Annotated in this window: 21 protein-coding genes; 7 read left to right on the plus strand and 14 right to left on the minus strand. The window is 33.8% G+C overall.

Going from position 1 to position 23,859, the window contains the following annotated elements; genetic code table 11:
* Positions 1-90: 90 nt before the first annotated feature.
* Genes BXY58_RS01585 through BXY58_RS01605 form a run of 5 tightly spaced genes read left to right on the plus strand, consistent with a single transcriptional unit; the run spans position 91 to position 3,350 of the window.
* A complete protein-coding gene (locus BXY58_RS01585) occupies positions 91-1,416 on the plus strand; it encodes a 2TM domain-containing protein (protein ID WP_120212050.1) in 1,326 nt (441 codons plus the stop codon).
* A 12-nt stretch (positions 1,417-1,428) separates the two neighbouring features.
* The gene (locus tag BXY58_RS01590) at positions 1,429-1,728 is read left to right on the plus strand and encodes a 2TM domain-containing protein (protein WP_120212051.1); all 300 of its coding nucleotides are present in this window, start codon (positions 1,429-1,431) and stop codon (positions 1,726-1,728) included.
* On the plus strand, positions 1,715-2,017 hold the full coding sequence (locus BXY58_RS01595; protein WP_120212052.1) for a 2TM domain-containing protein: 303 nt from the start codon (positions 1,715-1,717) through the stop codon (positions 2,015-2,017). The genes BXY58_RS01590 and BXY58_RS01595 overlap by 14 nt, the downstream gene beginning before the upstream one ends.
* Before the next feature lies 1 nt (position 2,018).
* Complete coding sequence (locus tag BXY58_RS01600; RefSeq protein WP_120212053.1) at positions 2,019-2,594, plus strand: methyltransferase family protein; 576 nt, start codon at positions 2,019-2,021, stop codon at positions 2,592-2,594.
* 6 nt (positions 2,595-2,600) lie between these two features.
* Complete coding sequence (locus tag BXY58_RS01605; RefSeq protein WP_120212054.1) at positions 2,601-3,350, plus strand: LytR/AlgR family response regulator transcription factor; 750 nt, start codon at positions 2,601-2,603, stop codon at positions 3,348-3,350.
* A gap of 146 nt (positions 3,351-3,496) precedes the next feature.
* Here BXY58_RS01605 and BXY58_RS01610 read toward each other — a convergent pair whose 3' ends face one another.
* Both BXY58_RS01610 and BXY58_RS01615 read right to left on the minus strand, forming a co-directional pair.
* On the minus strand, positions 3,497-4,138 hold the full coding sequence (locus BXY58_RS01610) for a tetratricopeptide repeat protein (RefSeq protein ID WP_120212055.1): 642 nt from the start codon (positions 4,136-4,138) through the stop codon (positions 3,497-3,499).
* 245 nt (positions 4,139-4,383) lie between these two features.
* On the minus strand, positions 4,384-6,621 hold the full coding sequence (locus tag BXY58_RS01615) for a TonB-dependent receptor (RefSeq protein ID WP_120212056.1): 2,238 nt from the start codon (positions 6,619-6,621) through the stop codon (positions 4,384-4,386).
* 165 nt (positions 6,622-6,786) lie between these two features.
* Here BXY58_RS01615 and BXY58_RS01620 point away from each other — a divergent pair, with 165 nt between their 5' ends.
* Positions 6,787-7,287 carry a superoxide dismutase family protein gene (locus BXY58_RS01620; RefSeq protein ID WP_120212057.1) on the plus strand — a complete coding sequence of 167 codons (501 nt, stop codon included), beginning with the start codon at positions 6,787-6,789 and terminating at the stop codon, positions 7,285-7,287.
* 90 nt (positions 7,288-7,377) lie between these two features.
* Here the strand turns inward: BXY58_RS01620 and BXY58_RS01625 are convergent, their stop codons facing one another.
* From BXY58_RS01625 to rpiB, 6 genes are all read right to left on the minus strand, one after another.
* Positions 7,378-7,746 carry a YraN family protein gene (locus tag BXY58_RS01625; RefSeq protein WP_120212058.1) on the minus strand — a complete coding sequence of 123 codons (369 nt, stop codon included), beginning with the start codon at positions 7,744-7,746 and terminating at the stop codon, positions 7,378-7,380.
* A gap of 12 nt (positions 7,747-7,758) precedes the next feature.
* Positions 7,759-8,691, minus strand: a complete 933-nt coding sequence (locus tag BXY58_RS01630; RefSeq protein ID WP_120212059.1) for a S66 peptidase family protein — start codon at positions 8,689-8,691, stop codon at positions 7,759-7,761.
* A gap of 276 nt (positions 8,692-8,967) precedes the next feature.
* On the minus strand, positions 8,968-9,645 hold the full coding sequence (locus tag BXY58_RS01635; RefSeq protein WP_120212060.1) for a LysE family translocator: 678 nt from the start codon (positions 9,643-9,645) through the stop codon (positions 8,968-8,970).
* A gap of 139 nt (positions 9,646-9,784) precedes the next feature.
* Positions 9,785-10,303: a hypothetical protein gene (locus BXY58_RS01640; RefSeq protein ID WP_120212061.1), complete on the minus strand. Its 519-nt coding sequence runs from the start codon at positions 10,301-10,303 to the stop codon at positions 9,785-9,787.
* Positions 10,304-12,454 (minus strand): ribonuclease R, encoded by a 2,151-nt coding sequence (rnr, locus tag BXY58_RS01645; protein ID WP_120212062.1) that lies wholly within the window; start codon positions 12,452-12,454, stop codon positions 10,304-10,306.
* Positions 12,455-12,697: 243 nt separating this feature from the next.
* Entirely contained in the window at positions 12,698-13,129 is a 432-nt protein-coding gene (rpiB, locus tag BXY58_RS01650) for a ribose 5-phosphate isomerase B (protein WP_120212063.1), read from the minus strand.
* A 679-nt stretch (positions 13,130-13,808) separates the two neighbouring features.
* Here rpiB and BXY58_RS01655 point away from each other — a divergent pair.
* Positions 13,809-14,999, plus strand: a complete 1,191-nt coding sequence (locus tag BXY58_RS01655) for a phosphoglycerate kinase (protein WP_120212064.1) — start codon at positions 13,809-13,811, stop codon at positions 14,997-14,999.
* A 220-nt stretch (positions 15,000-15,219) separates the two neighbouring features.
* Here BXY58_RS01655 and BXY58_RS01660 read toward each other — a convergent pair whose 3' ends face one another.
* From BXY58_RS01660 to BXY58_RS01685, 6 genes are all read right to left on the minus strand, one after another.
* On the minus strand, positions 15,220-16,041 hold the full coding sequence (locus BXY58_RS01660) for a class I SAM-dependent methyltransferase (protein ID WP_120212065.1): 822 nt from the start codon (positions 16,039-16,041) through the stop codon (positions 15,220-15,222).
* Positions 16,042-16,123: 82 nt separating this feature from the next.
* Entirely contained in the window at positions 16,124-17,986 is a 1,863-nt protein-coding gene (gene mnmG / locus BXY58_RS01665; protein WP_120212066.1) for a tRNA uridine-5-carboxymethylaminomethyl(34) synthesis enzyme MnmG, read from the minus strand.
* A gap of 196 nt (positions 17,987-18,182) precedes the next feature.
* Positions 18,183-18,599 (minus strand): rRNA maturation RNase YbeY, encoded by a 417-nt coding sequence (gene ybeY / locus BXY58_RS01670; protein ID WP_120212067.1) that lies wholly within the window; start codon positions 18,597-18,599, stop codon positions 18,183-18,185.
* 4 nt (positions 18,600-18,603) lie between these two features.
* On the minus strand, positions 18,604-20,760 hold the full coding sequence (locus BXY58_RS01675; protein WP_120212068.1) for a patatin-like phospholipase family protein: 2,157 nt from the start codon (positions 20,758-20,760) through the stop codon (positions 18,604-18,606).
* Between the two features lie 2 nt (positions 20,761-20,762).
* Positions 20,763-23,207: a bifunctional UDP-N-acetylmuramoyl-tripeptide:D-alanyl-D-alanine ligase/alanine racemase gene (locus tag BXY58_RS01680; protein ID WP_120212069.1), complete on the minus strand. Its 2,445-nt coding sequence runs from the start codon at positions 23,205-23,207 to the stop codon at positions 20,763-20,765.
* An 18-nt stretch (positions 23,208-23,225) separates the two neighbouring features.
* A complete protein-coding gene (locus BXY58_RS01685; protein WP_120212070.1) occupies positions 23,226-23,822 on the minus strand; it encodes a thymidine kinase in 597 nt (198 codons plus the stop codon).
* Positions 23,823-23,859: the final 37 nt, after the last annotated feature.

Consider the following 23,859-nt stretch of genomic DNA (forward strand, 5'->3'; position numbering starts at 1 on the left):
TTACAATTCAGTCGGTTTTTTCTACAGTTCGGTCAATATTAATTGCTTAACTTCTGATATTGAAATAATTTTGAACCAAGAAATTAAGAAATGAAAAGAAAAAATATCATATCACTGTTTTGGGTCGGTTTCGGCGTTAATCTTTTTTTCTTCATCGTGGACACTGATGAGAAAACAGTGGAGAACTTTTTCTATGGACTTTTAGTTTGTCTGATGTACTCATTATTCATCGGAATCAGTAATGGATTGACCAACGAGTTTTTGAACAAAAAATTCCCTTGGGCGGAACAAACCAGAACTCGAACCATTTTTGGAATCATTGCTTTGGTTATTGTGAATGTTGTAGTAAGCTATTTATGTGGTTATCTCAATTTTGTAGTGATTCAGAAAACGGCGACAACGGAAGCTTTCTTCTCTGGAAAATATAACTTTATCAATTGGTTCACCATTAATATTGCTTTGATGATTTCGGCTTTCCTTCACGCTAAAGGTTTTATGGAGGAACTGAAAAAGAACACCAAAAAAGAAGTTGTAGAACAGAAACTGATTGCCAAATCTGCCAACGCCCAATTCGAATCGTTAAAGAATCAGTTGGACCCACATTTTCTTTTTAATTCTTTGAATGTCTTAACGGCTTTGATTGATGAAAACCCGGAACAGGCGCAGAAATTCACGACATCGATGTCAAAGATTTATCGTTATGTTCTCGAACAGAAAGACAAAGAAATGGTCAAAGTGGAGGACGAGATAGAATTTGCTAAAATCTATTGCAACCTTTTGAAAACCAGATTTGAAGACAGCGTGAATTTTACTTTTGACGTCAATAATGATGATTTACAAAAATTTGTAGTTCCACTTTCCTTACAATTATTATTAGAAAACTGCATCAAACATAATTTCGCAACCTCATCAAAATCATTGAATATCAGAATCTTTACAGAAGGAAAGTTCCTCTGCATCGAGAATAATCTCCAAGTGAGAGAGCAACTTAAAGAAAGCGCAGGAATCGGTTTAGCCAACATCGTTCAGCGTTATGCACTACTTACTAAACAAAATGTATTCATAGAAAAATCAGAACAAACTTTTAAAGTCAAAATACCAATATTAATCGAAAAAAATTCTCAGACAATGGCAACTTATACTTCAGAAACTACAGAAAATGTCGCTTACGAAAGAGCGGTAAAAAGAGTAAAAGAACTGAAAGGATTCTACGGAAACTTAATCTCTTATTGCGTCGTGATTCCTTTTTTAGTAATCATCAATCTATTGACTTCGCCTGAACAAATTTGGTTTTACTGGCCAATGTTAGGCTGGGGAATCGGACTTCTGGCGCACGGAATGACCGTCTTCGCCATCGGTAAAAATTGGGAAGAAAAGAAGATTCGTGAAATAATGAATAATCAAAAATCAATTTAAAAATCAATAGCAATGGAACATATTAATAAAGACAATCCACGTTATGCAATGGCTGTGGAAAGAGTACAAAAAATCAAAAAATTCTATACCGGAATTCTGGTTTTCGCAATCGTATTTATGGTTGTTTACGGCGTCAGATTTTTCAAAAACGGATTTCCGCAGAACCTTGGTGAGATGCACTTATCGTGGATTTTTATCATCTGGGGATTGATTCTGGCCATCAAAGGTGCAAAACTGTTTTTGTTCAACTCCGATTGGGAAAATGATATGATTAACAAAGAAATCAAAAAACAAAACAATGGAAATTATTAACGATAAAAACGATATCCAATATCGTGAAGCCGTAAGAAAAGTAAAACGTCTGAAAAGCTTTTACACCCATTTGACAATCTATGTTTTGGTGAATCTATTTCTTATTTTTGCCAACTGGAGCGAAATTCGTGATGAACATAGCATTTGGAGTTGGCAGATTTGGGCAGTTCCGGTTTTTTGGGGAATCGGATTGATAGCGCAAGCTATAGGAGTTTTCTGTCCGGGTTTCTTCTTCGGAAAAGATTGGGAAGACAAGAAAATCAAGGAATTGACAGAGAAATATAAATAAAATGATACAGATATTTTTTTATATTCTAATGGGAGCTTGGCTTTTTACCGAGGTCTTTTATAAAAGCCAAATGTCATCCAATAATTCTGACCAAAAAGGTAAAGACAAGTCTTCCCTCAGCTTGCTTTGGATTGTTATTATCTCATCCATATCGTTATCAATTTTTGTTTCATATATTCATTTTGAAGATTTTAATTTGATGATGACAACACAAAACTGGATAATCTATCTCGGGTTGGTTGTATTGTTTATCGGGATTTTGACAAGGTTTTTAATCATAAAATCTCTTGGCAAATATTTTACTGTGGATGTGACTATCCGTCAAGGCCATAAAATAAAAAAAGACGGGATTTATAGTGTTTTGCGACATCCTTCTTACGCGGCTTCTCTTCTCACGTTTCTAGGTTTAGGTTTATTTTTAAACAATTGGCTTGCATTATTTATAGCATTTATTCCACCATTTTTAGCATTTTTGTATAGAATTAAAATTGAAGAAAAAGCCCTTACAGAACAATTTGGACAGGATTATCTCGATTATAAAAAATCAACCAAAAAATTAATTCCCTACATTTATTAAGAAACTATGAAAATTAGAACGATAATCATTGAAGACGAAAAACCAGCGGTCAGAAGGCTGGAAAAATTATTAAGCCTATTTCCTGATTTAGAATTAGTTGCGAGCCTCAATTCTGTGGAAGAAGCAGTTGATTGGTTTCAGGAAAATGAACATCCACAGCTGATTTTTTCAGACATCGTTTTAGGCGACGGATTATCGTTTGATATTTTTGATAAAGTTTCAACCAAAGCTTTCATCATTTACACAACCGCTTTTGACCAGTACACCTTAAAGGCTTTCAAACTGAACAGCATCGATTATCTCCTGAAACCGATTGAAGAAGAAGACTTGGCTAAAGCCATTGAGAAATTCAAATCATTTTTGCCGGAAGAAGGTTTGGTTAATTCTCAGGAAATCAGACAGATTGTTCGAAAAGAAAAATCAACGCTTTCCAGAATTTTGGTCAAAATCGGTTACAATCTGAAAGTGGTTTCCATCAACGAAGTCAGTTGTTTCTACAGCGAAAATAAAATTGTTTACTTGCAAACTAAAGAACGGAATTTCCCAACAGATTTCACTTTGGACGAATTGGAAAATGTCTTGGACAACACTAAATTTTTCCGCGTCAACAGACAATTTATCATCAGTTCAGATTACATCAAAAACATCCACACTTCTCCGAATTATAAGGTTGATCTAGACTTCCAACCGAATGAAGAGATTACGGTGAGCAGAGAACGTGTGAAGGATTTCAAGGATTGGCTGGCAGGGAATTAGAAAAATCACTTGATTTTATAAAGCCTTACATCTTGCATTGATAACATCTTTTACCCAACTTCCTCCAGGCTAGAACTAATTGCTGTGTATTAAAACTAAAATTCCCTCGTAAAAACGAAGGAATTTTGTGAAGATGAAAGTCTTTTTTATTTCTGACTCAGGAAATATTCTGCTTCAGCTTTTCCCCATTTTGGGTCGAGAAACGTTTTTGATTTGTAAGCATTGAACTGCTCAATGGCTTTTTTGAATAATTCAATTCCCTTTTCTTTGCTGCCACCGAACTGTTCTGGTGTGAAGTAAGCATCTTCTGCCTGTAAAACTGTGATTCTAGGATTATTAGGATCTAGTTCTTGAGCTTTTGCCAAAGCTTGTTGAGCAATTGGCGCTTCACTCATATATCTGGACATCGGGTCTGCCATCATTCTGAGCCCGCTTGTCATTTTTTTCAGGATGAAGAGTTCCGCATTATTCGGACTGAGCGCTTCTGCTTTTGCGATATATTTGTCTGCTTCATCTGCAGCCGTATCTAAGCCGGATTTATCCCCGCTACGCATCAGGATTCTCCCTTTTTGGATGGTTGCAAAGGCAGCATAATAATACGGAAGCCAATTGTTTGCCTCTTTCGTTCCGATTCTGTCAAAATCGTTGGCTAAAGCTGTGAATTCGTCTGGTGTTTTGTGGTCTTCTACTTTAGCGATTTTCTCTGTCATTGCTTTTTCAAAAGCTGTTTGTGCAAATGTGATTGTACTTACAAAAAGTAATGCTGCTGTTAAGATTAGATTTTTCATTTGGATATTTTTTAATTGTTTATTTTAAATTTCTGATTCAAAGATAGAATGAGTTTTTGTTCATTTAAATTTTATTCTACCGAGTTGTTGTTTTTAATGACTGAATTGTAACTTTAATTAAGTTTTCAACCACAAAAGTCACAAAGATTAATATTGATTTGATTACTCTATGTTGAATTTTTAAAGTTCAAATAAGTTGACTGATTTAAAATCAAACTTTTGTGCCTTTTGTGGTTTTAAATCATTTACAAATTATTATTAATCGCATCATTCGTTTTATCAACCCCGAAACTTACAAATACGCCTACAAAAGCAAACGTATTAACCGGAGGTCTAACGGCTGTTCTACTGTTTCCGTCTGCAGAATAATTATAGCCGTAAATATTTTTATTTCCAAGAATATTATTAATACTCAAGACAAATACAGTGAATGACTTTGAATCTTTCTTCCCAACACTTGGAACATAATTGATACTGAAATTCAGCCCGCTGTAATCCTTCAGCTTTCCTTGGTGACGAACGATATTCTCTCCGTTTTTTGAAACCAAATCATAATAAGGACGCCCTTTGGAATAAGTATATGACAAATTAAATCCTGTTTTCCAGTCCATCACAAATTTCTTAGCAACGGCATTGAATGTATGTTTTGAAGCAAAATTCGGTGCTAAACTAAAAGGATAGTTTAAGAAATCTCTTTTAGAATCCAGGTAGGAATAGGTCAGCCAATAATCGATGTCTTTGAAGGTTTTTTTATCTCGCCAGAATAACTCGATTCCTTTTGCAAAGCCTTTACCATTATTGATATTGGCAATTTGATAATATTGATTTTGATTACTGGTCATTAAGCTATCTGAGATATAAGATTTTGTTTTAATAAGACTTTTATAATTTTTATAAAACGCTTCGAATCTTAGACTTCTTCCATCAGAATTTTTCTGAACCTGAAAAATATAATGGTCGGCCCTCTGGAAATCAAAATTCTTGCTGTAAAGATATTTGCTTTCGGGATTCTGATAGAAGATCCCGTAAGCGAAAGATGTTGTCCAGTCTTTGGAAATCCTATAAGCTAAAGCTGCTCTCGGAGAGAAATTCCATTTATCCAGATAAGAAGAATGTTCTGTTCTTGCTCCAATTTTTGCAGTTAAATTATTAGTAAAAATCAAATCGGTTTCCGCAAAAGCAGACGAAATCAAATCTTTATAATCTCTTTCAAAAGTTCCATATTTCATTGTTTCATCAGCATTATTTAATTCAAAACCTCCTCTCACAATGCTTGCTCTGTTGATTTTTCTTTCGATAACAGCCTTTGCATTGATATAATTGGATTGGTTGTTAATTGGTGTATTAGATTGCTCAACATTATCTTTAAAAGTTGCAAAATTCAAATCGTTAGAATTGTAAGTATAAGATGTTCCGATATTCAAAAGATACTTTCCGAATTTCTCTTTGTAAGACAAATTGTGATACATATTCTGGCCTTTCAGACTGACCATATTTTTGTCAGAATCTTCTTCCAAACTTTCGGAACCGACTGCCATTTTATTCTCATCCACACTTCCGTAATATTTGATGAAACCGCCTTTTTTAGTTTTAATTCTGAAGTTTCCATCGAATCCATAACCCTGAGGATATTTGTCAAAATCTGTATTGAAATTGAATAGTTTTCCCATCAATCCAAGATTAGAATAACCACCCGCAACACCCCAGGAAGCTGTTTTCTTCTGATTTAGTTTCTGATAATTCGCACTTAGAAAAATCGGGGAAACACTGAAATCAAACGACGTTGTATCCGGCAAATCCACACTTTCCAAAATCAGAACAGAAGACAACGCCTGTCCATAAACTGCTGAATAGCCACCGCTTGAAAACACATTACCTTTAAATAACGATGTATTGAAACGGTCTCTACCAGCAATTCCCGGAACCGAATTGGTAAAATAATTATTGACCAGATTGCCGTCCATAAAGATTTTAGTTTCCGCTCCGGTTCCACCTCGTACAAATAAACCTTCACTCTCTCCTACTTTCTGAACACCCGGCAAATAGCCTAAAGCTGAGGAAATCTGTCCATTAGCGCCGGCTGTTGTATAAACATCCAAAGGTGTCAGTAATGCTGTCGCACGTTTTTTATCGCTGGCTTCTATGCTTCCTGCAGTAATCACGACTGCATTGATTTCGCTGATTTGCTCCTTTAGATTAGCATTCATTGCAATATCTTTTCCCTCGATTTTCACAGGTAGTTCAACCTCATCATAATCTTTTCCGTAAAATACCAAAGTCTTATCTCCTGTTTCTGTGGTTGTGAAAGAATAGTTTCCATTAGCATCAGTAGTTGCACCGTCATACGTATCTTTAAGCGTAACGCTGATGTCTTTCAATGCTTTGTTCTTATAAGTGACTTTTCCAGAAATGGTAATCTGTGACCAGATGCTAATACCAACCAAAAGAAAAAAAAGTGTGAAAATTCTGCTTTGAGTTTTCATAATGTTAATTTTGATTCAAAGATATTTTAGCCGAGGATAATAGTAAATTAATTATGACCGAACCGTAGATATTGCTAACCGAATCGTAGATGTTTCACGTAAAACAATTCTTCATCATATTGGCTTTAAATTTGTTATATCGACAATTAACAAATAAACTATCTTATGAAAAACTTATTACTAATTGGAATCGCCGGCTTAATGCTGGCTTCCTGCAAAACAGTTTCTAAACAATACACCGTTCGTCCAAAATCTCATACCGAGACTCAGGGAACTGCAACATTTACTCAAAAAAAAGGAGAAGTTACGATGGATCTGAGCGTATTCAAACTCAAACCGGGAATGCACGCTGTTCATATCCACGAGTTTGGAAACTGCAGTGCAACAGACGCTTCATCTGCTGGCGGACATTGGAATCCTTCCAAAGACGACCACGGCAAATGGGAATCTGACCATTTCCATATGGGCGATATCGGCAATCTTGATGCGGATAAAAACGGACAGGCACAACTAATTTTCACTACTGATAAATGGTGTCTTGGATGTGATGACCCGATGAAAAATATTATTGGAAAATCGGTCGTTATCCACGCCGGAGTAGATGATTTTCATACGCAACCTACTGGAAATGCGGGCGGAAGAGTCGGATGTGTTGAGATAAAATAAGTGAGGCTTTTGAGAAAATGGACTGATAGATAAAAGATTATGAACAGAAAGTCCTTTTTCTTTTTGTCTATTATCTTTTAGTCTGAAAAACTATATTTCAAAACTTTGGAAAGCATCAATAATGTGGTGTATTTCCAAAGTTTTTTGTTGGTTAGGAAGGACTGAAACAATATCAAATCTCACTTCTTTATTAATATTATTTTCTTCAATGAAATAATTAGAAGCTGATATTAACAATTTGATTTTCTTTTTGCTAACCGCTTCCTGAGGTTCAATAAAAACGTCTGTATGCCTGGCTTTGACTTCAACAATAACGATTTGATTTTCTGTTTCAGCAATGATATCAACTTCGGCTTTCAGGTAACGGAAATTGCGCGCCAGAATCTTATATTGATTCTTGACTAAAAAATCAACAGCTAAATCTTCAGCTATTTTTCCAAAGTCATTGTGGTCAGCCATCCTAGATTATGATTAATAAAACTCAACAGTTACTTTTTTATCAACTTTTAGTTTGATTTCTGAACCAATGATTAAAGGTCTGTTGTCAAAAATATGCCCATTTGGAAAGCCAAAAACTGTTGGAAAATCATATTTCGAAATTCTATCCGCAATCAATTGATAAGTGAAGGAATCGAAGGATTCTTCGTAATCTTTGTTTTCACTTTCCTTACCCATATTGGTCATTCCTCCAACGATTAATCCTTTGATTTTGGTAAAAACTCCGGCTAATTCCAAGCTCATTATCATCCGGTCTAAGGCGTAGAAATTTTCACCAATATCTTCTATGAATAAAATTTTATCTGTAAAATCAAAAGAATATTTAGTTCCCAAAAGCGCATAAACCAAAGCGAGATTACCACCAATCAAAATTCCGGAGGTCTCTCCTACTCTATTGTTAGGATTTGAATCGATTTTATAATTGAGTTTTTTACCTTTCAGAATATCAAAAATCAATTCGTAACTTTCTTCTGTAACCCCAAAACTCGATGTTTTAATCGTTTGTCCATGGATAGATGCGAAACCTTTTTTCAACAGATAACCTTGAATCACCGTATTATCAGAATAACCAATATACCATTTAGGATTTTTCCTGAATTCTGTCAATTTTAACTCCTGCAAAAGATGCTGACAACCATAACCACCTCTCGAAGCCCATACTGCAGAAATCTCTTTATCATTTAAAGCCCAATTAATGTCATTTATTCGTTGTTTTTCTGTTCCGGCATATGAATAGCCATTTTGGTATTTTGTATAGAGATTTTCGCCTAAAACAGGTTCATAACCTTTGGTCTTGATTAATTCCAAAGTTTTGTCCAATTGTGGAATCTCGACAGAACCTGCCGGGGAAATGATGGCTATTTTGTCTCCTTTTTTTAGGGATTTTGGAAAAGTTGTATTTTGCATTTGTGTTGCTTATTTGAATATAGCAATGATAACAATTTTAACGCAAAGCTCGCTATGTTTTTCTTCCTAATTAAAAATATTTTAAGATTCACAAAGGCGCTTCGCTCATAAAAGTCAAGATTGACTTCTTCGAACCACTCCGTTAGGTTTCCTGCGAAATCACAATATTATGTTTAGGTTACTGGTATTTATGTGGAATCTGCAACCGACTTGAGAGGTTGAGCCCTTCGACAAACTCAGGATAAACTACAGGCGGATTAAGCTACCCAAATTTAATTATCTTTTCTTCGGTTGTTGCTTCTCTGCCTTTTCTAATTTTTCGTCGAACTTATTGAATTTTTTAAAGCTTTGAAGGAAAATAAAGAAGCTGAATAACACCAAAATACAACCAACTGCTTTTCGGATCTTGTTGGCAACTCGTTGATTCAGTTTGTCGTGGAATTGCTTTGCTAAAAGGATTTTGGAAAGGTCGATAAGAAGATAAGTTCCAATCACAATCCCAATATAAAGTATAAAATCCTGTACTTTTGGATAGGCATTACGGACAGAAACTACGGTTACTAGCCAGAAAAGGACAACGCCAATATTCAATAAATTGAGTAAAAATCCGTTCAAGAATGTTTTGAAATAATTTTGGTCGATGAGTTTTTCTTCGCCTTCAATGTGCATTTTGGTTCTGGAAAGCAACATATAAATGGCATAAATCAAAATTAAAAATGCTGAAATCCGATAAAATCCGGGATGTTTATCTATCAAACTGACCAGGTCTGCACTGGCATAATAACTGACCAGAATACAAAGAAGGTCAGCCGAAACTACGCCAATATCCAAGGCAATGGCGTGTCTTGGACCGCGGGAAAAACTGGTTTCTATCAGTAAGAAAAAAATAGGTCCTATAAAGACCAAACTTAGCATTATTCCTAATCCGACAGCGTATAAAATGAGTTCGAGCATTATTATTTTTTTGTAAAAAGTATAATGTATCTTGTAATAAGACAAAAGCAAAAATACATTTTACTTTTTAAATACCGCAAATAAGTAGAAACTAGATATTAGACTTTAGATATTCCATGGATTATTAGAATTTAAAAAACTAATCTTCTTTCGAAAATTCATACTTTTTCAAAACTCTTAGTCCAAATAATCCTTTTGAAAATGTGTAAGTTACAATGTTATTCTTTTCTATTTTCTTATAATCTGCAAATGTCTTAAAGAAAAAATAATCATCATATTTTCTCGTATTCAATTTTATTGTTGTAGAAATTACCTTTTTTCGTGGATTACTTCTTGTGTCTGAAGAAGTAAGTGTATAATCAAACTTATATTTTTCTACTTCTTCTTTTCCTGAAAATGTAAAATTAATGAAGAAAAAAACATTGAAAATAAATGGCAATATTACCAGCAAATAAAAACAAATATTTTTTATAAATCTCTGAAAATCAAAATATTTATATACAAAATATCCTAAAATTATAAATGCTGATAATAGTCCTAATATCTCTATAATTGAAAGTTGTGTATTAACTACATAATTGAAAAACAAATAGATATTAATAAAAATCAATAAGACCTTACCGATATCTTTATAATAATCTATTTTGTATCGTTTCATTTACTCAACAATCTTAAAATCAAGTTGCTTTGCAATCAAATTTGCTTTTACAACCTTTATTTTTACCTCGTCTCCAAGCTGATAAGTATTGCCAGTTCTGGAACCTACAATCGCATAATTCTTCGCATCCAGAGAATAAGAATCATCCACCAAATCGCGCAATTTTATCATTCCTTCTGCTCCATTTTCAGGAATTTCCACCCAGAAACCATACTCTGCAACTCCGGAAATAACGCCTGAGAAAACTTCTCCAACGTGGTCTTCCATAAATTTGACCTGCATAAATTTGATGCTTTCTCTTTCCGCTTCAGAAGCTAATCTTTCCATTGCTGAACAATGTTTTGCCTTTTCTTCCACTTCATCTTTATTTGGCGATTTTCCACCGTCAAGATAATGTTGTAACAATCTGTGCGCAATCAAATCCGGATAACGGCGAATTGGCGATGTGAAATGCGAATAATATTCGAAGCCAAGTCCGTAATGCCCAATCGGATCTGTGGAATAAACGGCTTTACTCATACTTCTCATTGCCAAAGTTTCGATCATATTTTCTTCACCTTTTCCTTTGACATCGCTCAATAATTTATTCAAAGATTCAGCAACTTTTTGAGTATTTGCTAAATCCATTTTGTAACCGAAAGTTCCTACAAAATCTCGTAAAGCCGTCAATTTTGCTGGGTCCGGGTCATCGTGAATTCTGTAAATAAAAGTATTTCCTGTTGGTTCATTTCTTTTATTTAATGAGATGAATTCCGAAACTTTTTTATTGGCCAAAAGCATAAATTCCTCAATCAAATGGTTAGAATCTTTGCTGACTTTGAAATAAACGCCAATCGGTTTGTTGTTTTCATCCAAATTGAATCTTACCTCGCTCCTATCAAAAGTAATCGCACCATTTCTGATACGTTCCGCCCTCATTATTTTGGCTAATTTGTCCAATTGAAGAATTTCCTCAACCAAATCGCCTTCACCAGTTTCGATTCTTTCCTGAGCTTCTTCGTAAGCAAATCTTCTATCCGAATGGATAACTGTTCTACCAAACCATTGCTTATGGATTTTTGCATCCTCATCCAGTTCAAAAACAGCTGAGAATGTGAATTTATCTTCATTTGGTCGTAGTGAACAAACATCATTACTCAAAACTTCCGGAAGCATTGGCACTACTCTATCAACCAGATAAACCGAAGTTGCTCTCGCATAAGCTTCATCGTCCAAAATAGTCCCAGGTTTCACATAATGAGAAACGTCCGCAATATGAACACCAATTTCCCAAAGTCCATTTTCTAATTTTCTGATAGACAAAGCATCATCAAAATCTTTAGCATCTTTTGGGTCAATCGTAAATGTCAGAATATCACGCATATCCCAGCGTTTCGCCACTTCATCTGCATTGATACTTCTGTCGATTTGGTCTGCATCGTGTTCTACTTCTGGTGGGAAATTGTAAGGCAAACCATATTCTGCCAAAATCGAATGGATTTCTGTTTCGTGGTCGCCTGGAGCACCAAGAACAGTTGTGATTTCACCTTCCGGATTCTTGCTTCCCGGTTTCCATTCCAGCATTTTAACGATGACTTTATCGCCGTCTTCTGCGCCATTGAAATGGTTTTTGGAAATAAAAATATCGGTATTAAGTTTCTTCTTATCCAAAACTACAAATCCGAAATCTTTCTCCGCAATTTTCTGGAAAGTTCCAACAAAAACTTCTTTTGCTCTTTCCAGAACTTCTACCACCGAACCTTCCAGCTTTTTACCTTTAAAATTATAAGTTACAATCAGGACTTTATCTCCTTGTAATGCATCTTTTACGTTTTTCTGATGGATGAAGATATCATCATTGATTCCATCAACCTTTACATAAGCATTTCCGGATTGGTTAAAATCGATGACACCAGTCAGAGCACCTTCTATATTAAGGTTGACAATATATTTTCCTTTCTCGGTTTCCTTAATTTTTTGACTTGCCAAGAGTCTGTGAAGCGCCTGAATTACAAGCTCTCTTTGTCTTGGATTTTTGTAATCTATTCCTTCCGCAATTTGTTTATAATTGTAGATTTTGGAAGTTTTTTTGCTCATAAAACGAAGAATTGTTCTTCCCAAATCGAGAAGTTTCTGTTCGTTTTTATGACTTATATTCTTTTTGTTTTTCATTGTTTAAAATTTAAAATTCATCTTCATTTATGTCCAACAACAACAATCCCAAATAGGATTTAATTTTTATTAAAGATAAAATAAAATAGGGGAGTTTTGGAAACCTTTGTATTAATTTATGGTTTCGTGAGAAAGAACTTTCTCTGTGAAATGCATTGCAAAGATACAACTTTAATAATAATTGGATTTTTTTCATCTTAATTCAAATAAAAAAGACTTACAAAATTGTAAGTCTCTCTATATCTAGCAGAATGCGATTTTATCAACTCGGTTCTGATGTCTTCCACCTTCAAAATCCGTTGTCAGGAATTTATCTACAATCTCAAATGCCAATTCTTTTGAAATGAATCTCGCTGGAATAGAAATCATATTGGCATCATTATGTTGTCTAGCAAGAGAAGCGATTTCCGGCATCCAACACAATGCACAACGGATTTTCTGATGTTTATTAGCAGTGATTTGAACACCGTTTCCACTTCCACAAATCAAGATTCCCAATTCGTTTTCTCCGTTTTCTATTGAACTTGCGGCAGGATGTACGTAATCCGGGTAATCTACAGAATCAGCAGAGTAGGTTCCGTAATCCTTGATTTCAACTTTTCCTTCCAAGTATTTTTTTATCAGTTCTTTATACTCAAAACCTGCGTGATCTGCGGCTATTGCTATCTTTTTCATTTTAAATTATCATTTTTTACTTTTAACAATATAAATTTACTACATATTTTGTAATTGTTGGTATGATATTTTAATATAATTGATAATAATATTTAATAATAAGTGATTATATATCAACATAATTTATATTATAATATTTAAACATCAAATAAATTTTGATATTATTAATGAATAGATAATACATTGTTAGAAATTGTTAGAAAACCTGTTGATAACTTCTATTAAATAATTCTTTTAATCTTAATTTAATTTTCGTAATGCAAGTTTCATCAGAAAAAACAATTCATATTTTCAAAAAACTTTTTGTTGAGATTCGTTGGTTTTATCCGCAAAAATATTTCTAATAAAGAGCCGATTTCAGAATTACAAACATTTGTTAATAACAATGATAATATTTTGATAATCAATATTAAATCAATGTTAACAACCTACTCATTACTCCATATTTTCTGTGGTAAAATAATCATCTTAAAGTTTTCCCCATAATACCGAACTACAACAATAGACTACAATATTTATTTTTATTAAAAAGAAAAAGAAGTTGTTTATGATTGTAAAATAAGTTTGTGGATTTCTTTTCGGAATTAAATTTTCAAAAGGGAAGAATAAGTTTTAAATTTGTGAAACAAAGAGAGGAGAACTTTTGAATCTCTATTTAAAAACCTTAAATAAAAATTTAATGAAGACAATAAAAGATTTCGATTTTAAAAATAAGAAAGCTTTGGTGAGAGTTGATTTCAACGTGCCTCAGGATGAAAATCTTAAAGTAACAGATAATACAAGGATTACTGCAGTGAAACCTACTGTAGATAAAATTTTGTCTGATGGTGGTTCTGTCATATTAATGACACATCTTGGAAGACCAAAAGGCGAAGTAAATGATAAATATTCTCTTAAGCACGTTTTAAGCGAAGTTTCTAATGTTCTTGGTCAAGAAGTTAAGTTTGTGGAGGAATCGGTAGGAGAGAAGGCAGAAGAGGCTGCTAACGCTCTGCAACCAGGAGAAATCTTATTATTGGAAAATCTGCGTTTTCATAGTGAAGAAGAAAATGGTGATGAGTCTTTTGCTGAGCAACTTTCAAAATTAGGTGATGCTTATGTCAATGATGCATTTGGAACTGCACACAGAGCACATGCTTCTACAGCTGTAATTGCTCAATTCTTTCCTTCTACTAAATTTTTCGGTTTACTAATGGAAAAAGAACTTGTAGCGATTGATAAAGTTCTGAAATCTGGTGAAAAACCTGTAACCGCGATACTTGGAGGTTCTAAAGTTTCCACAAAAATCACCATTATAGAAAATATCCTTCCTGCAGTTGACAATTTAATTATTGGAGGAGGAATGTCTTTTACATTCATCAAAGCACTTGGCGGAAAAGTCGGACAATCTATTGTTGAAGATGATAAATTGAATTTAGCTCTTGAAATTTTGGCTAAAGCAAAAGAACATAGTGTAGAAGTTTATCTTCCGACAGATGTTATCATCGCTGATGATTTCAATAATGAAGCGAATAGAAAGGAATGTAATATCAGAGAAATTCCGGAGAGTTGGCAAGGTCTGGATGCTGGTCCAAGATCAAGAGAAATTTTCAATGATGTTTTATTAAATTCTAAAACAATTCTTTGGAATGGTCCAATCGGAGTTTTTGAAATGTCAAATTTTGCTGCCGGAACTAAAGCTTTAGGAGACAGTATTGCAGAAGCAACAAAATTAGGAGCTTTCTCATTAGTTGGAGGAGGGGACAGTGTTGCTTTCGTAAAACAATTTGGTTATTCTGATAAAGTGAGTTATGTTTCAACAGGAGGAGGAGCAATGTTGGAGAGTTTGGAAGGATTGGAACTTCCGGGAGTTGCTGCCATTAACAAATAGAAATTTACTTTTCAACATAAATTATAAAACCGACAAATTTTTGTCGGTTTTATTTTGTCTATAATTGATCAAGATTCAAATAAAATTTTTTAAGCGATTCTCAGCGAATTTAATTTTAGATTAAAAATAACTTGAAATTTTCTATTTTTTATTATTAATAACAATTTTTCAACAAAACAGCTGAAAATTGACCTTCAGAAATATATCAAAAATCGATTTTCTATTTTTTTTCGATAATATATATCAAACTTGAAAATTCGTTCGAAAAAAGTGCTTTTACGTTGGAAATTGCTCCGTGAAAGACAGCTTTTAGCCAAAAAAGTGGTGATTTCTTATATTTTTCACTCAACATCGAGATATAAAATGAATCGAGTAGGAGCGGTTTGATTTTTCTTAATTTCCAATCTGGGTTTTTTGAAATCAGATTTTCCATTCCATTTTTTGAAAAATGATAGATATGTCTTGGAACATCATACGCTGCCCAGAATTCTTTATAGTGTTTCGCATCGTACGAAGTTGGATTTGGAACAGCAATAATTAACAAACCTTTTTCTTTTAATTTCTGATTAAATATTTCCAAGATTTCTTTCTGATTTTCGATATGTTCGAAAACGTGCCATAATGTAATTGCATCTAAACTTTGGTTTTCAATTGCATTTATATCGTCAATTATTTTAGCTTTTTGAATTTTATTTATAGCTGCATTTCTGGCATCTGAATTGGGTTCAAATCCAAAAGTTTGAAAATCATTTTCAATATATTTTACAAACTCTCCAGCACCACAACCATAATCTAAAACGTTAGAACCTTTTTTAATTCTATCAACAAGAATATTTTTTTTGTATTGAAGATTAAAAGACTGTAGAAATTTATAAAGTTTTTCTTTTAAACTTCCCGAATCTTGATGATGTGAAATATAATTTTCACTCTCATAATATCTTGAAATATTAGAAGGAATAGGGGAGGTTTTGAAAATACCTTTTGTATCAGTTTCTACAATTTCAAATTCTTCTTGTGTAAGAAAATGGTCTTTAATTTTCATTCTTAATAAAAGTTTTTAAACAAAAAGAACAATGAAAAATAACATTGTTCTTTGAAATGTTTCACGTGGAACATTTATAATTTTATCTACCCAAGTATATCAAAAGTACATTAATATCTGCTGGAGAAACACCACTGATTCTTCCTGCTTGTGCAATGGTTTTAGGTTTTACTTTACCCATTTTTTGTTTAGCTTCTGCAGAAAGAGAAGTAATTTTGGAATAATCAAAATCTTCAGGAATTCTGATGGTTTCTAATCTATTCAGTTTAGCTACATTTTCCTTTTCTTTCTCGATATAGCCTTTGTATTTGATATTGATTTCTGCCTGTTCTCTTACTTCATTTTCATAAGTAGAAGCTACATCTTTTATAGCTTCAATCGCTTCTAATCTTTCCAAAGTCATATTAGGACGAGTCAAGATTTGTGCTGCTCTATAAGCTTGGTCAACAGGAGAGGATTCTATGGTTTCCAGGATAGGATTAATGATTCCTGGTTTAAGAGAAGTTTCTCTAAGGAAAGTCTCTAATTCATCGCTTTTAGCAATTTTTTCTTCAACTTTTCTTAGTCTTTCTTCTTTTGCTAAACCAAGATTATATGCCTTTTCAGTTAATCTAATATCAGCATTATCTTGTCTAAGTAGTAATCTGTATTCAGCTCTGGAAGTGAACATTCTATATGGTTCCTCAGTTCCTTTTGTAATCAAATCATCAATTAAAACTCCGATATAAGCTTCATCACGATTAAGAATGAATTCTCCTTTATCGTGAACTTTATTATGTGCATTGATGCCGGCAATTAAACCTTGTCCGGCAGCTTCTTCATAACCTGTTGTTCCATTAATTTGACCAGCGAAGTAAAGGTTTTCAACCAGTTTTGTTTCTAATGTATGATTCAATTGAGTAGGAGGGAAGTAATCGTATTCTATAGCGTAACCTGGACGGAAAACTTTTACATTTTCGAAACCAGGAATATGTTTCATAGCTTTGATTTGAACATCTTCCGGAAGAGATGAACTGAAGCCGTTGACGTAGATTTCTACAGTTTTCCAACCTTCTGGCTCTACAAATAACTGATGTCTGTTTCTCTCAGCAAAACGGTTAATTTTATCCTCAATACTTGGACAATATCTTGGACCTAAACTCTGAATAGTTCCATTAAACATAGGACTTCTATCAAATCCTTCACGTAAAATATCGTGTACAGTTTCGTTAGTATAAACAATATGACAGCTTAATTGTTTGGTTAATTTTGGTGTATCTAAATAACTGAATTTCTGAGGATTTTCGTCTCCTTTTTGTTCTTCCATTTTGGAGTAATCAAGGCTTCTTCCGTCCACACGTGGAGGAGTTCCTGTTTTCATTCTCCCAGCTTCAAAGCCTAAAGAAACTAATTGCTCAGTAATTCCGAAAGCTCTTGGTTCGCCCATTCTTCCACCACCTAATTGTTTATCTCCAACGTGAATCAAACCATTAAGAAAGGTTCCATTGGTTAAAACAACAGATTTGGCTTTGATTTCGATTCCAAGGGATGTTATAACTCCGGCAACTTTGTTATTTTCAATAATTAATTGCTTAACCATATCTTGGAAAAAGTCAAGATTAGGTGTATTTTCGAGAGCTAATCGCCATTCTTCCGCAAACATCATTCGGTCGTTTTGTGTTCTTGGAGACCACATTGCAGGACCTTTGGAGAGATTCAACATCTTGAACTGGATGGCAGATTTATCAGCCACAATACCGGAATAGCCTCCCATTGCGTCGATTTCTCTTACAATTTGTCCCTTTGCAATTCCACCCATTGCAGGATTACAGCTCATTTGTCCAATGGTTTGCATATTCATTGTGACAAGGAGCGTTTTTGAACCAAGATTGGCAGCAGCAGCAGCAGCCTCGCAACCTGCGTGACCAGCTCCAACTACAATTACGTCATATATTTCGCTTATCATATTCTATATTTTAAAGGTAATGTTTCACGTGGAACATTGACTATAATATTGTAACTAGCCCCGATTGACTCAATATTTTTAATTATTTTTTATTGAATCGTCGAAGCTCATTCTTCGCTTTGTAGCGGTTACCCCGCAACTAGCTTTGGGGAAAGCATTGGCGTGAGGAGTATGAGCGGAAAGCGGGAAATAGCTCCTAAAAATTTTTAAATTGATTGATATAAAAATCTTCTTTTGCTCGCATTTGGGTTTGTTCTTCCTCGGTTTTATCCTTGTATCCGCAAAGATGAAGAATCCCGTGAGCCAAAACGCGATTGAATTCTGATTCAAAGTTTTGGGATAGAGTAGAAGCGTTGTCCAAAATGCGCGGCAAAGATACGAAAATATCTCCCGAAATGGTTTTTCCCTTCACATAGTCAAATGTGATGATATCTGTGTAATAATCGTGGTCGAGATAATCCTGATTGACCTTGAGAAGATACTCGTCATCGCAAAAGATATAATTGATTTCGCCGAGCTTCCTGTTCTCTGTTTGAATCAAGTTTTCCAGCCATTCTGATGTTTTTGAATGGATTTGTACTTTGTCGATTTCTTCAAAAAAAAAGTTTATCATATTTTTAAAACCAATGTCCTAAAATGACACTGAAAACGCCTTTATGTTTGTTAAGAGATTTGCTGAAATTAACTTTTATCTGGCCAAAAGGAGATTTGTAACCAGCGGTAAGTCCTATGGAACTGTAATTGAGTTTGACAGCATCTTCAAATTTAATAGAGCTAAACATATTTGCAAAACTGAAATTCCCTATCAGGAAGTAGTTTTTATTGAATCTCAACTGTAGATCATTGGAAGCAATGAATATATTATTATCTGTCAAAGATGCAAACTGGTATCCTGCAAATTGTTTATAATTGGCTATAGGTTGTTCAAAAATTCCTCCAACTCTATATTGATAAAAAGAAGGAAGGTTGTCTCCAATTGTAATCCCTCCATATAAATTCAGACGGTAAGTGAACATTTTTGAAATGTAAAAATTCATCTTGATATCTGCTTTTATATTGATTGGTTTCTTCTCTAATTCTGAATTGAAAAGATCTATGATTTTTCCTTCCGCGTTAAGATAAAAACCTTTTGTCGGAAAGTCGCGGTCGTTTTGAGTATCACTTTTTAAGAAGACATACGGATTGAGGTATTTTTCTACAATTTTATTGGCACCGTTTCGTTCACTTTCAAAATAGTCGTGGCTCAAACCTCCTCCAATTGCAAACTTGTCTTTCCAAACAGACTGAATAAACACTTCGTTTCTGAACCAATCCCAAGTTTCGGTTGTATTATTATCAAAATTTTTCAGATCGAATGTCATTCCTGATGAATATAAACCAAAACCCGGAATATATCCGTTATCTATAAAATAATTGAAATAATATCTCGGATTATCACCAATTACTACATCTAAAGACAAATTGGAGTTTCTAAATAACAACCGCTTTGCTGAATAATTGAGCAATAATCCGGTCTTGAAAACTTCGTCGTAATGAAGCCCAAATTTCAAAAAATGACGGGATTCATCCTCAGTGACATATAATTTGAGATAACTGCTGTTGTTTTCCTGAACGATATCGTAATTAATGAACTTATAATTGTTGGTTGCGTACAATTTATCAATCATCTTGTTCACACTTCCATAAGTCTGCATAGAAGGCAGTTTAAGCCCCATTTTTCCTCGAATATAGTTGGATTTATAGATCCTTCCATTTTCAACCACAAGACTGTCTATTTTGTAAACGCTGGAATAAATTGGATTGATTGATGATCTTATTCTGTCAAAATTTCGTTTTGGTAATTTGTCCAGAATATCAACATATTTTTGGGCTTCAACATAACCACTGTCCAGGATTTTTCTTTTATCGTCATAACTTGTAGCAGTCATTCCGGTAAGGTCCGGTTTGATATTGATATCTGTGTACTTATACTGGTTGAGTGTTTCTTTTTTGATGTTGATATCAATGATTTGATTAAGAATAGAAATAATGCTATTCAGATTCTCACGTTTTGCCAAAGGCTGATTGAGGTCAACACCAATAACAATATCGATTCCTTTATCTTTCAATGGCTTTGAAGGGAAATTAACCGTCATCGCACCGTCAACATAAATACTATCACCAACTTTCACAGGATCTAAAAGCGAAGGAAATGCGGAACTCGCCATAATAGAAGAAACTAAATCGCCATTCTCAAAAATCTTCATCTGACCGCTTTCTATATTGGTTCCGATGCACATAAAAGGAATCGGAAGTTTGGAGAAATCATCAATATTTGAAACGTTTCTCAGAAGTTCTTTCAGTAAGTAAACATTTCTCTGACCGGTACTAATAGAAGAGGGAAATGTAATCTTTCCATTTTTCAAGGGAACGGTAAACAGATATTTATCAACACTTTTGTTGAAAAAACTGGTTTCCTGTCGGGTTTTTGGGTCGGTTATTAATGAGTAGAAATCGGTATCCATTACGATTTTTTCGATGTCTTTACCTGTATAACCAGCCGCATAAAGTCCACCGACAATTGCACCCATACTGGTTCCGGAGATATAATCGATTTTAACACCAAGAGAATCCAAAACTTTCAAAACACCAACGTGTGTGAAACCTTTTGCGCCACCTCCGGAAAGAGACAATCCAATTTTAGGATTTTTCGGAATGACAAGATTTTCCTTTATCTGAGAATAACACATCAGATAAGCTAAAAATGGAATCAGATAAAAGAGCTTCTTGATCATTGTTAATTTTTTATATAGATTCTTTTGACTCTGGGAGAAATAGAAGTTAATACTTCATAAGTAATGGTGTCACAATATTTTGCAAATTCTTCTAATGACGGATTAGAATTAAAAATTGTTACGGAATCGCCTTCTTTTGCATTTACATTATCTACATCAATCATCATCATATCCATACAAATGCTTCCCACAATTGGGCAAAGTTGATTGTTGATACCAATATTCCCGACCTTGTTTCCAATCAATCTCGGAATTCCGTCCGCATAACCAACAGGAATGGTGGCAATCTTTGTATCTTCTTCCGCTTTGAATCTTCTGCTATAACCAACAGATTCTCCAGTTTTTATATCAGAAATTTGAGAAATAACGGTTTTAAAACTGACTGAATGTTGAAGCTGCTTTTTAATTTCCGGGTTTGAAGTTTCTCCAATCATTCCGATTCCGATTCTTACCATATTATATTGATAGTCAGTGTAATTGGTAATTCCAGAAGAATTAAGGATATGTCGGATTGGCTCATAACCCAATTTATAAATCAAATAACTAGAATTTTTTTCAAATGTTTTTAATTGATTCAATGTAAATTCTTTTTCTTCAGGCATATCAGAAGATGAGAGATGACTGAAAATACTTTGAACTTTGACATTCATAGCGTTTAATTTTTCAGTTAATTCATCTAATTCAAAATCCTTAAAACCAAGACGATGCATTCCTGTTTCCAATTTGATGTGAATAGGATATTTCAATTGATTTCCAGATTTTATTAATTGTTCATTGAATAATTCTAAAACTCGCAGACTATATATTTCCGGTTCCAGATTATATTCGATAACGCTGTCGTAACTGTGTTGTTCAGGATTCATAACAATAATCGGCGTTGTGATTCCTTTTTTTCTCAGTTCAACACCTTCGTCTGCAAATGCAACACCAAGATAATCAATATGATGGTGCTGCAGAAATTCGGAAATCTCATAACTTCCTAATCCATAAGCATTGGCTTTTACCATTGCCATCATTTTGGTTTCGGGTTTTAATAATGATTTATGAAAATTAATGTTATGAAGAATAGCATTCAGATTGATTTCCAAAACTGTATCGTGTTTTCTGAGCTCAAGAATTTCCTTAATTTTTTCAATCTCGAATTTTCTTGCACCTTTCAGAAGAATAACCTGATTTTCTAAATCGTTAATGACTTTACTATCAATAAATTGGTTAGTATTATTAAAAGTATAAGTTTCGGAATTAAACTGTTTATAAAATGAGCTAATTTCCTCTCCAATCAAAAAAACTTTATCGAATTTTTGTTCATTTACCAATTCAGAAACTTCAGAATATAACTCTTCGGAATTCTCGTTAGAATCCAAAATATCTGTAAGGATCAGAGATTTTTTTGGTTTGTTATATTCACCGATAAACTGAAACGCAATTTTCAAAGAATCTAAATCCAAATTATAAGAATCATTGATAATCAGATTATTTCTAATGCCTTCAATGCTTTCCAGACGCATTTCAATCGCTTTGAGCGCATCGATTTTTTCTTTAATCTGAAGATTTGATAGCTTCAACTCTTTCAAAATTCCTATCAAAGCCAATACATTGGTTAATGTTGCCTCATCTCTTTGATTGATTGGAAGTGAGAATTCTTCTTCGAAATATTTGACTTTAATATCCTGAATTCGGTCATTAACATCAGAAACTATCGTGATGTCATTATTATTCTTTAATCCGTAAGATATTAAATTTTTACTTGAATATAATTGATTAATTAATTTGTGTGTCAATTCGTTATCAGAATTATAAAATATAATTTCTGAATGTTTGAACAGTTTTAATTTTTCTTGAATTAATTCTTCCTCGGAACTGAAATTAGCTGAGTGAGCAGTTCCAATATGCGTCAATAATCCAATCTTCGGGTGGAAAACATTTTCCTGTTTTTCCATTTCGTCAGGCTTGGAAATCCCAACTTCGAAAATTCCTAGTTCGTGTTTTCTATCGATTTGCAATAGTGACAGAGGTAAACCAATTTGAGAATTAAAACTCTTTGGGCTTTTAACTGTAACATATTCATTAGAAAGGCATTGATACAGCCATTCTTTCAGAATTGTTTTTCCATTACTTCCGGTTATCCCAATCGAATTGATGTCAGAATGTTCAAAATGATATTTGGCAAGAGTCTGTAAAAACTCAACCGAATTTTTTGTAATGATTTGATTGATAGAAGAATTGTCTATTTGATGTTCAGTGATAATCGTATCAATTCCTTTTTCTATAACATTCTCTATATATTTCTGCCCGGAATTCTTTTTGGTATTGATCGCAAGAAATGCAGTATGCCTTGTAGAATAAATAGTCCTGCTGTCAAAAGCAATATTTTTGATTTTGATTTCACTGTTTCCAATAATTTTGGAATTTGTTATTTGTGCAATTTCTTTTGCTGTGTAATTCATTGATTATCAAGAAATAAACTAATTTATCTCATTATCTTTATTAAGAACTTCCTCCACAAAAATTTTTCTGCTTACCGCATCATAAGCTTCGGTTTCTCCCAATTCCACTAATTCCGTTCCTGCAGAAGTCCTCATAGAGTAGTTGGCAAGATTTCCTGTTCTTCGGCAAATAGCATGGACTTTAGTTACATATTCTGCGGTTGCCATCAGGTTCGGCATTGGGCCAAACGGACGACCAAGAAAATCCATATCCAAACCGGCTATCACAACCCGGATTCCATTATTTGCTAATTGATTGGCAACATCAACAATACTTTCATCAAAAAACTGAGCTTCATCTATCGCCACCACATCACAATTAGAACCTAACAAAAGAATCTCGGAAGGGCTTTCCACAGCTGTACTTCGGATTTTAGTCTGGTTGTGAGAAACCACATCTTCCTCAGAATAGCGTGTATCGATTCTTGGTTTGAAAATTTCCACATTCTGACCAGCCATTTCCGCACGACGGAGTCTTCTGATAAGTTCCTCCGTTTTTCCCGAGAACATAGAACCGCAGATAACTTCCATCCAACCGCTTTGTTTGGAATGATTAATTGTATTTTCTAAAAACATTATTAATTTAGCAAAAAATTGTTTTAAAATTCTAAAG

This window comes from Epilithonimonas arachidiradicis, assembly GCF_003610695.1.
In the GTDB taxonomy this organism is placed as follows: Bacteria; Bacteroidota; Bacteroidia; order Flavobacteriales; family Weeksellaceae; genus Epilithonimonas; species Epilithonimonas arachidiradicis.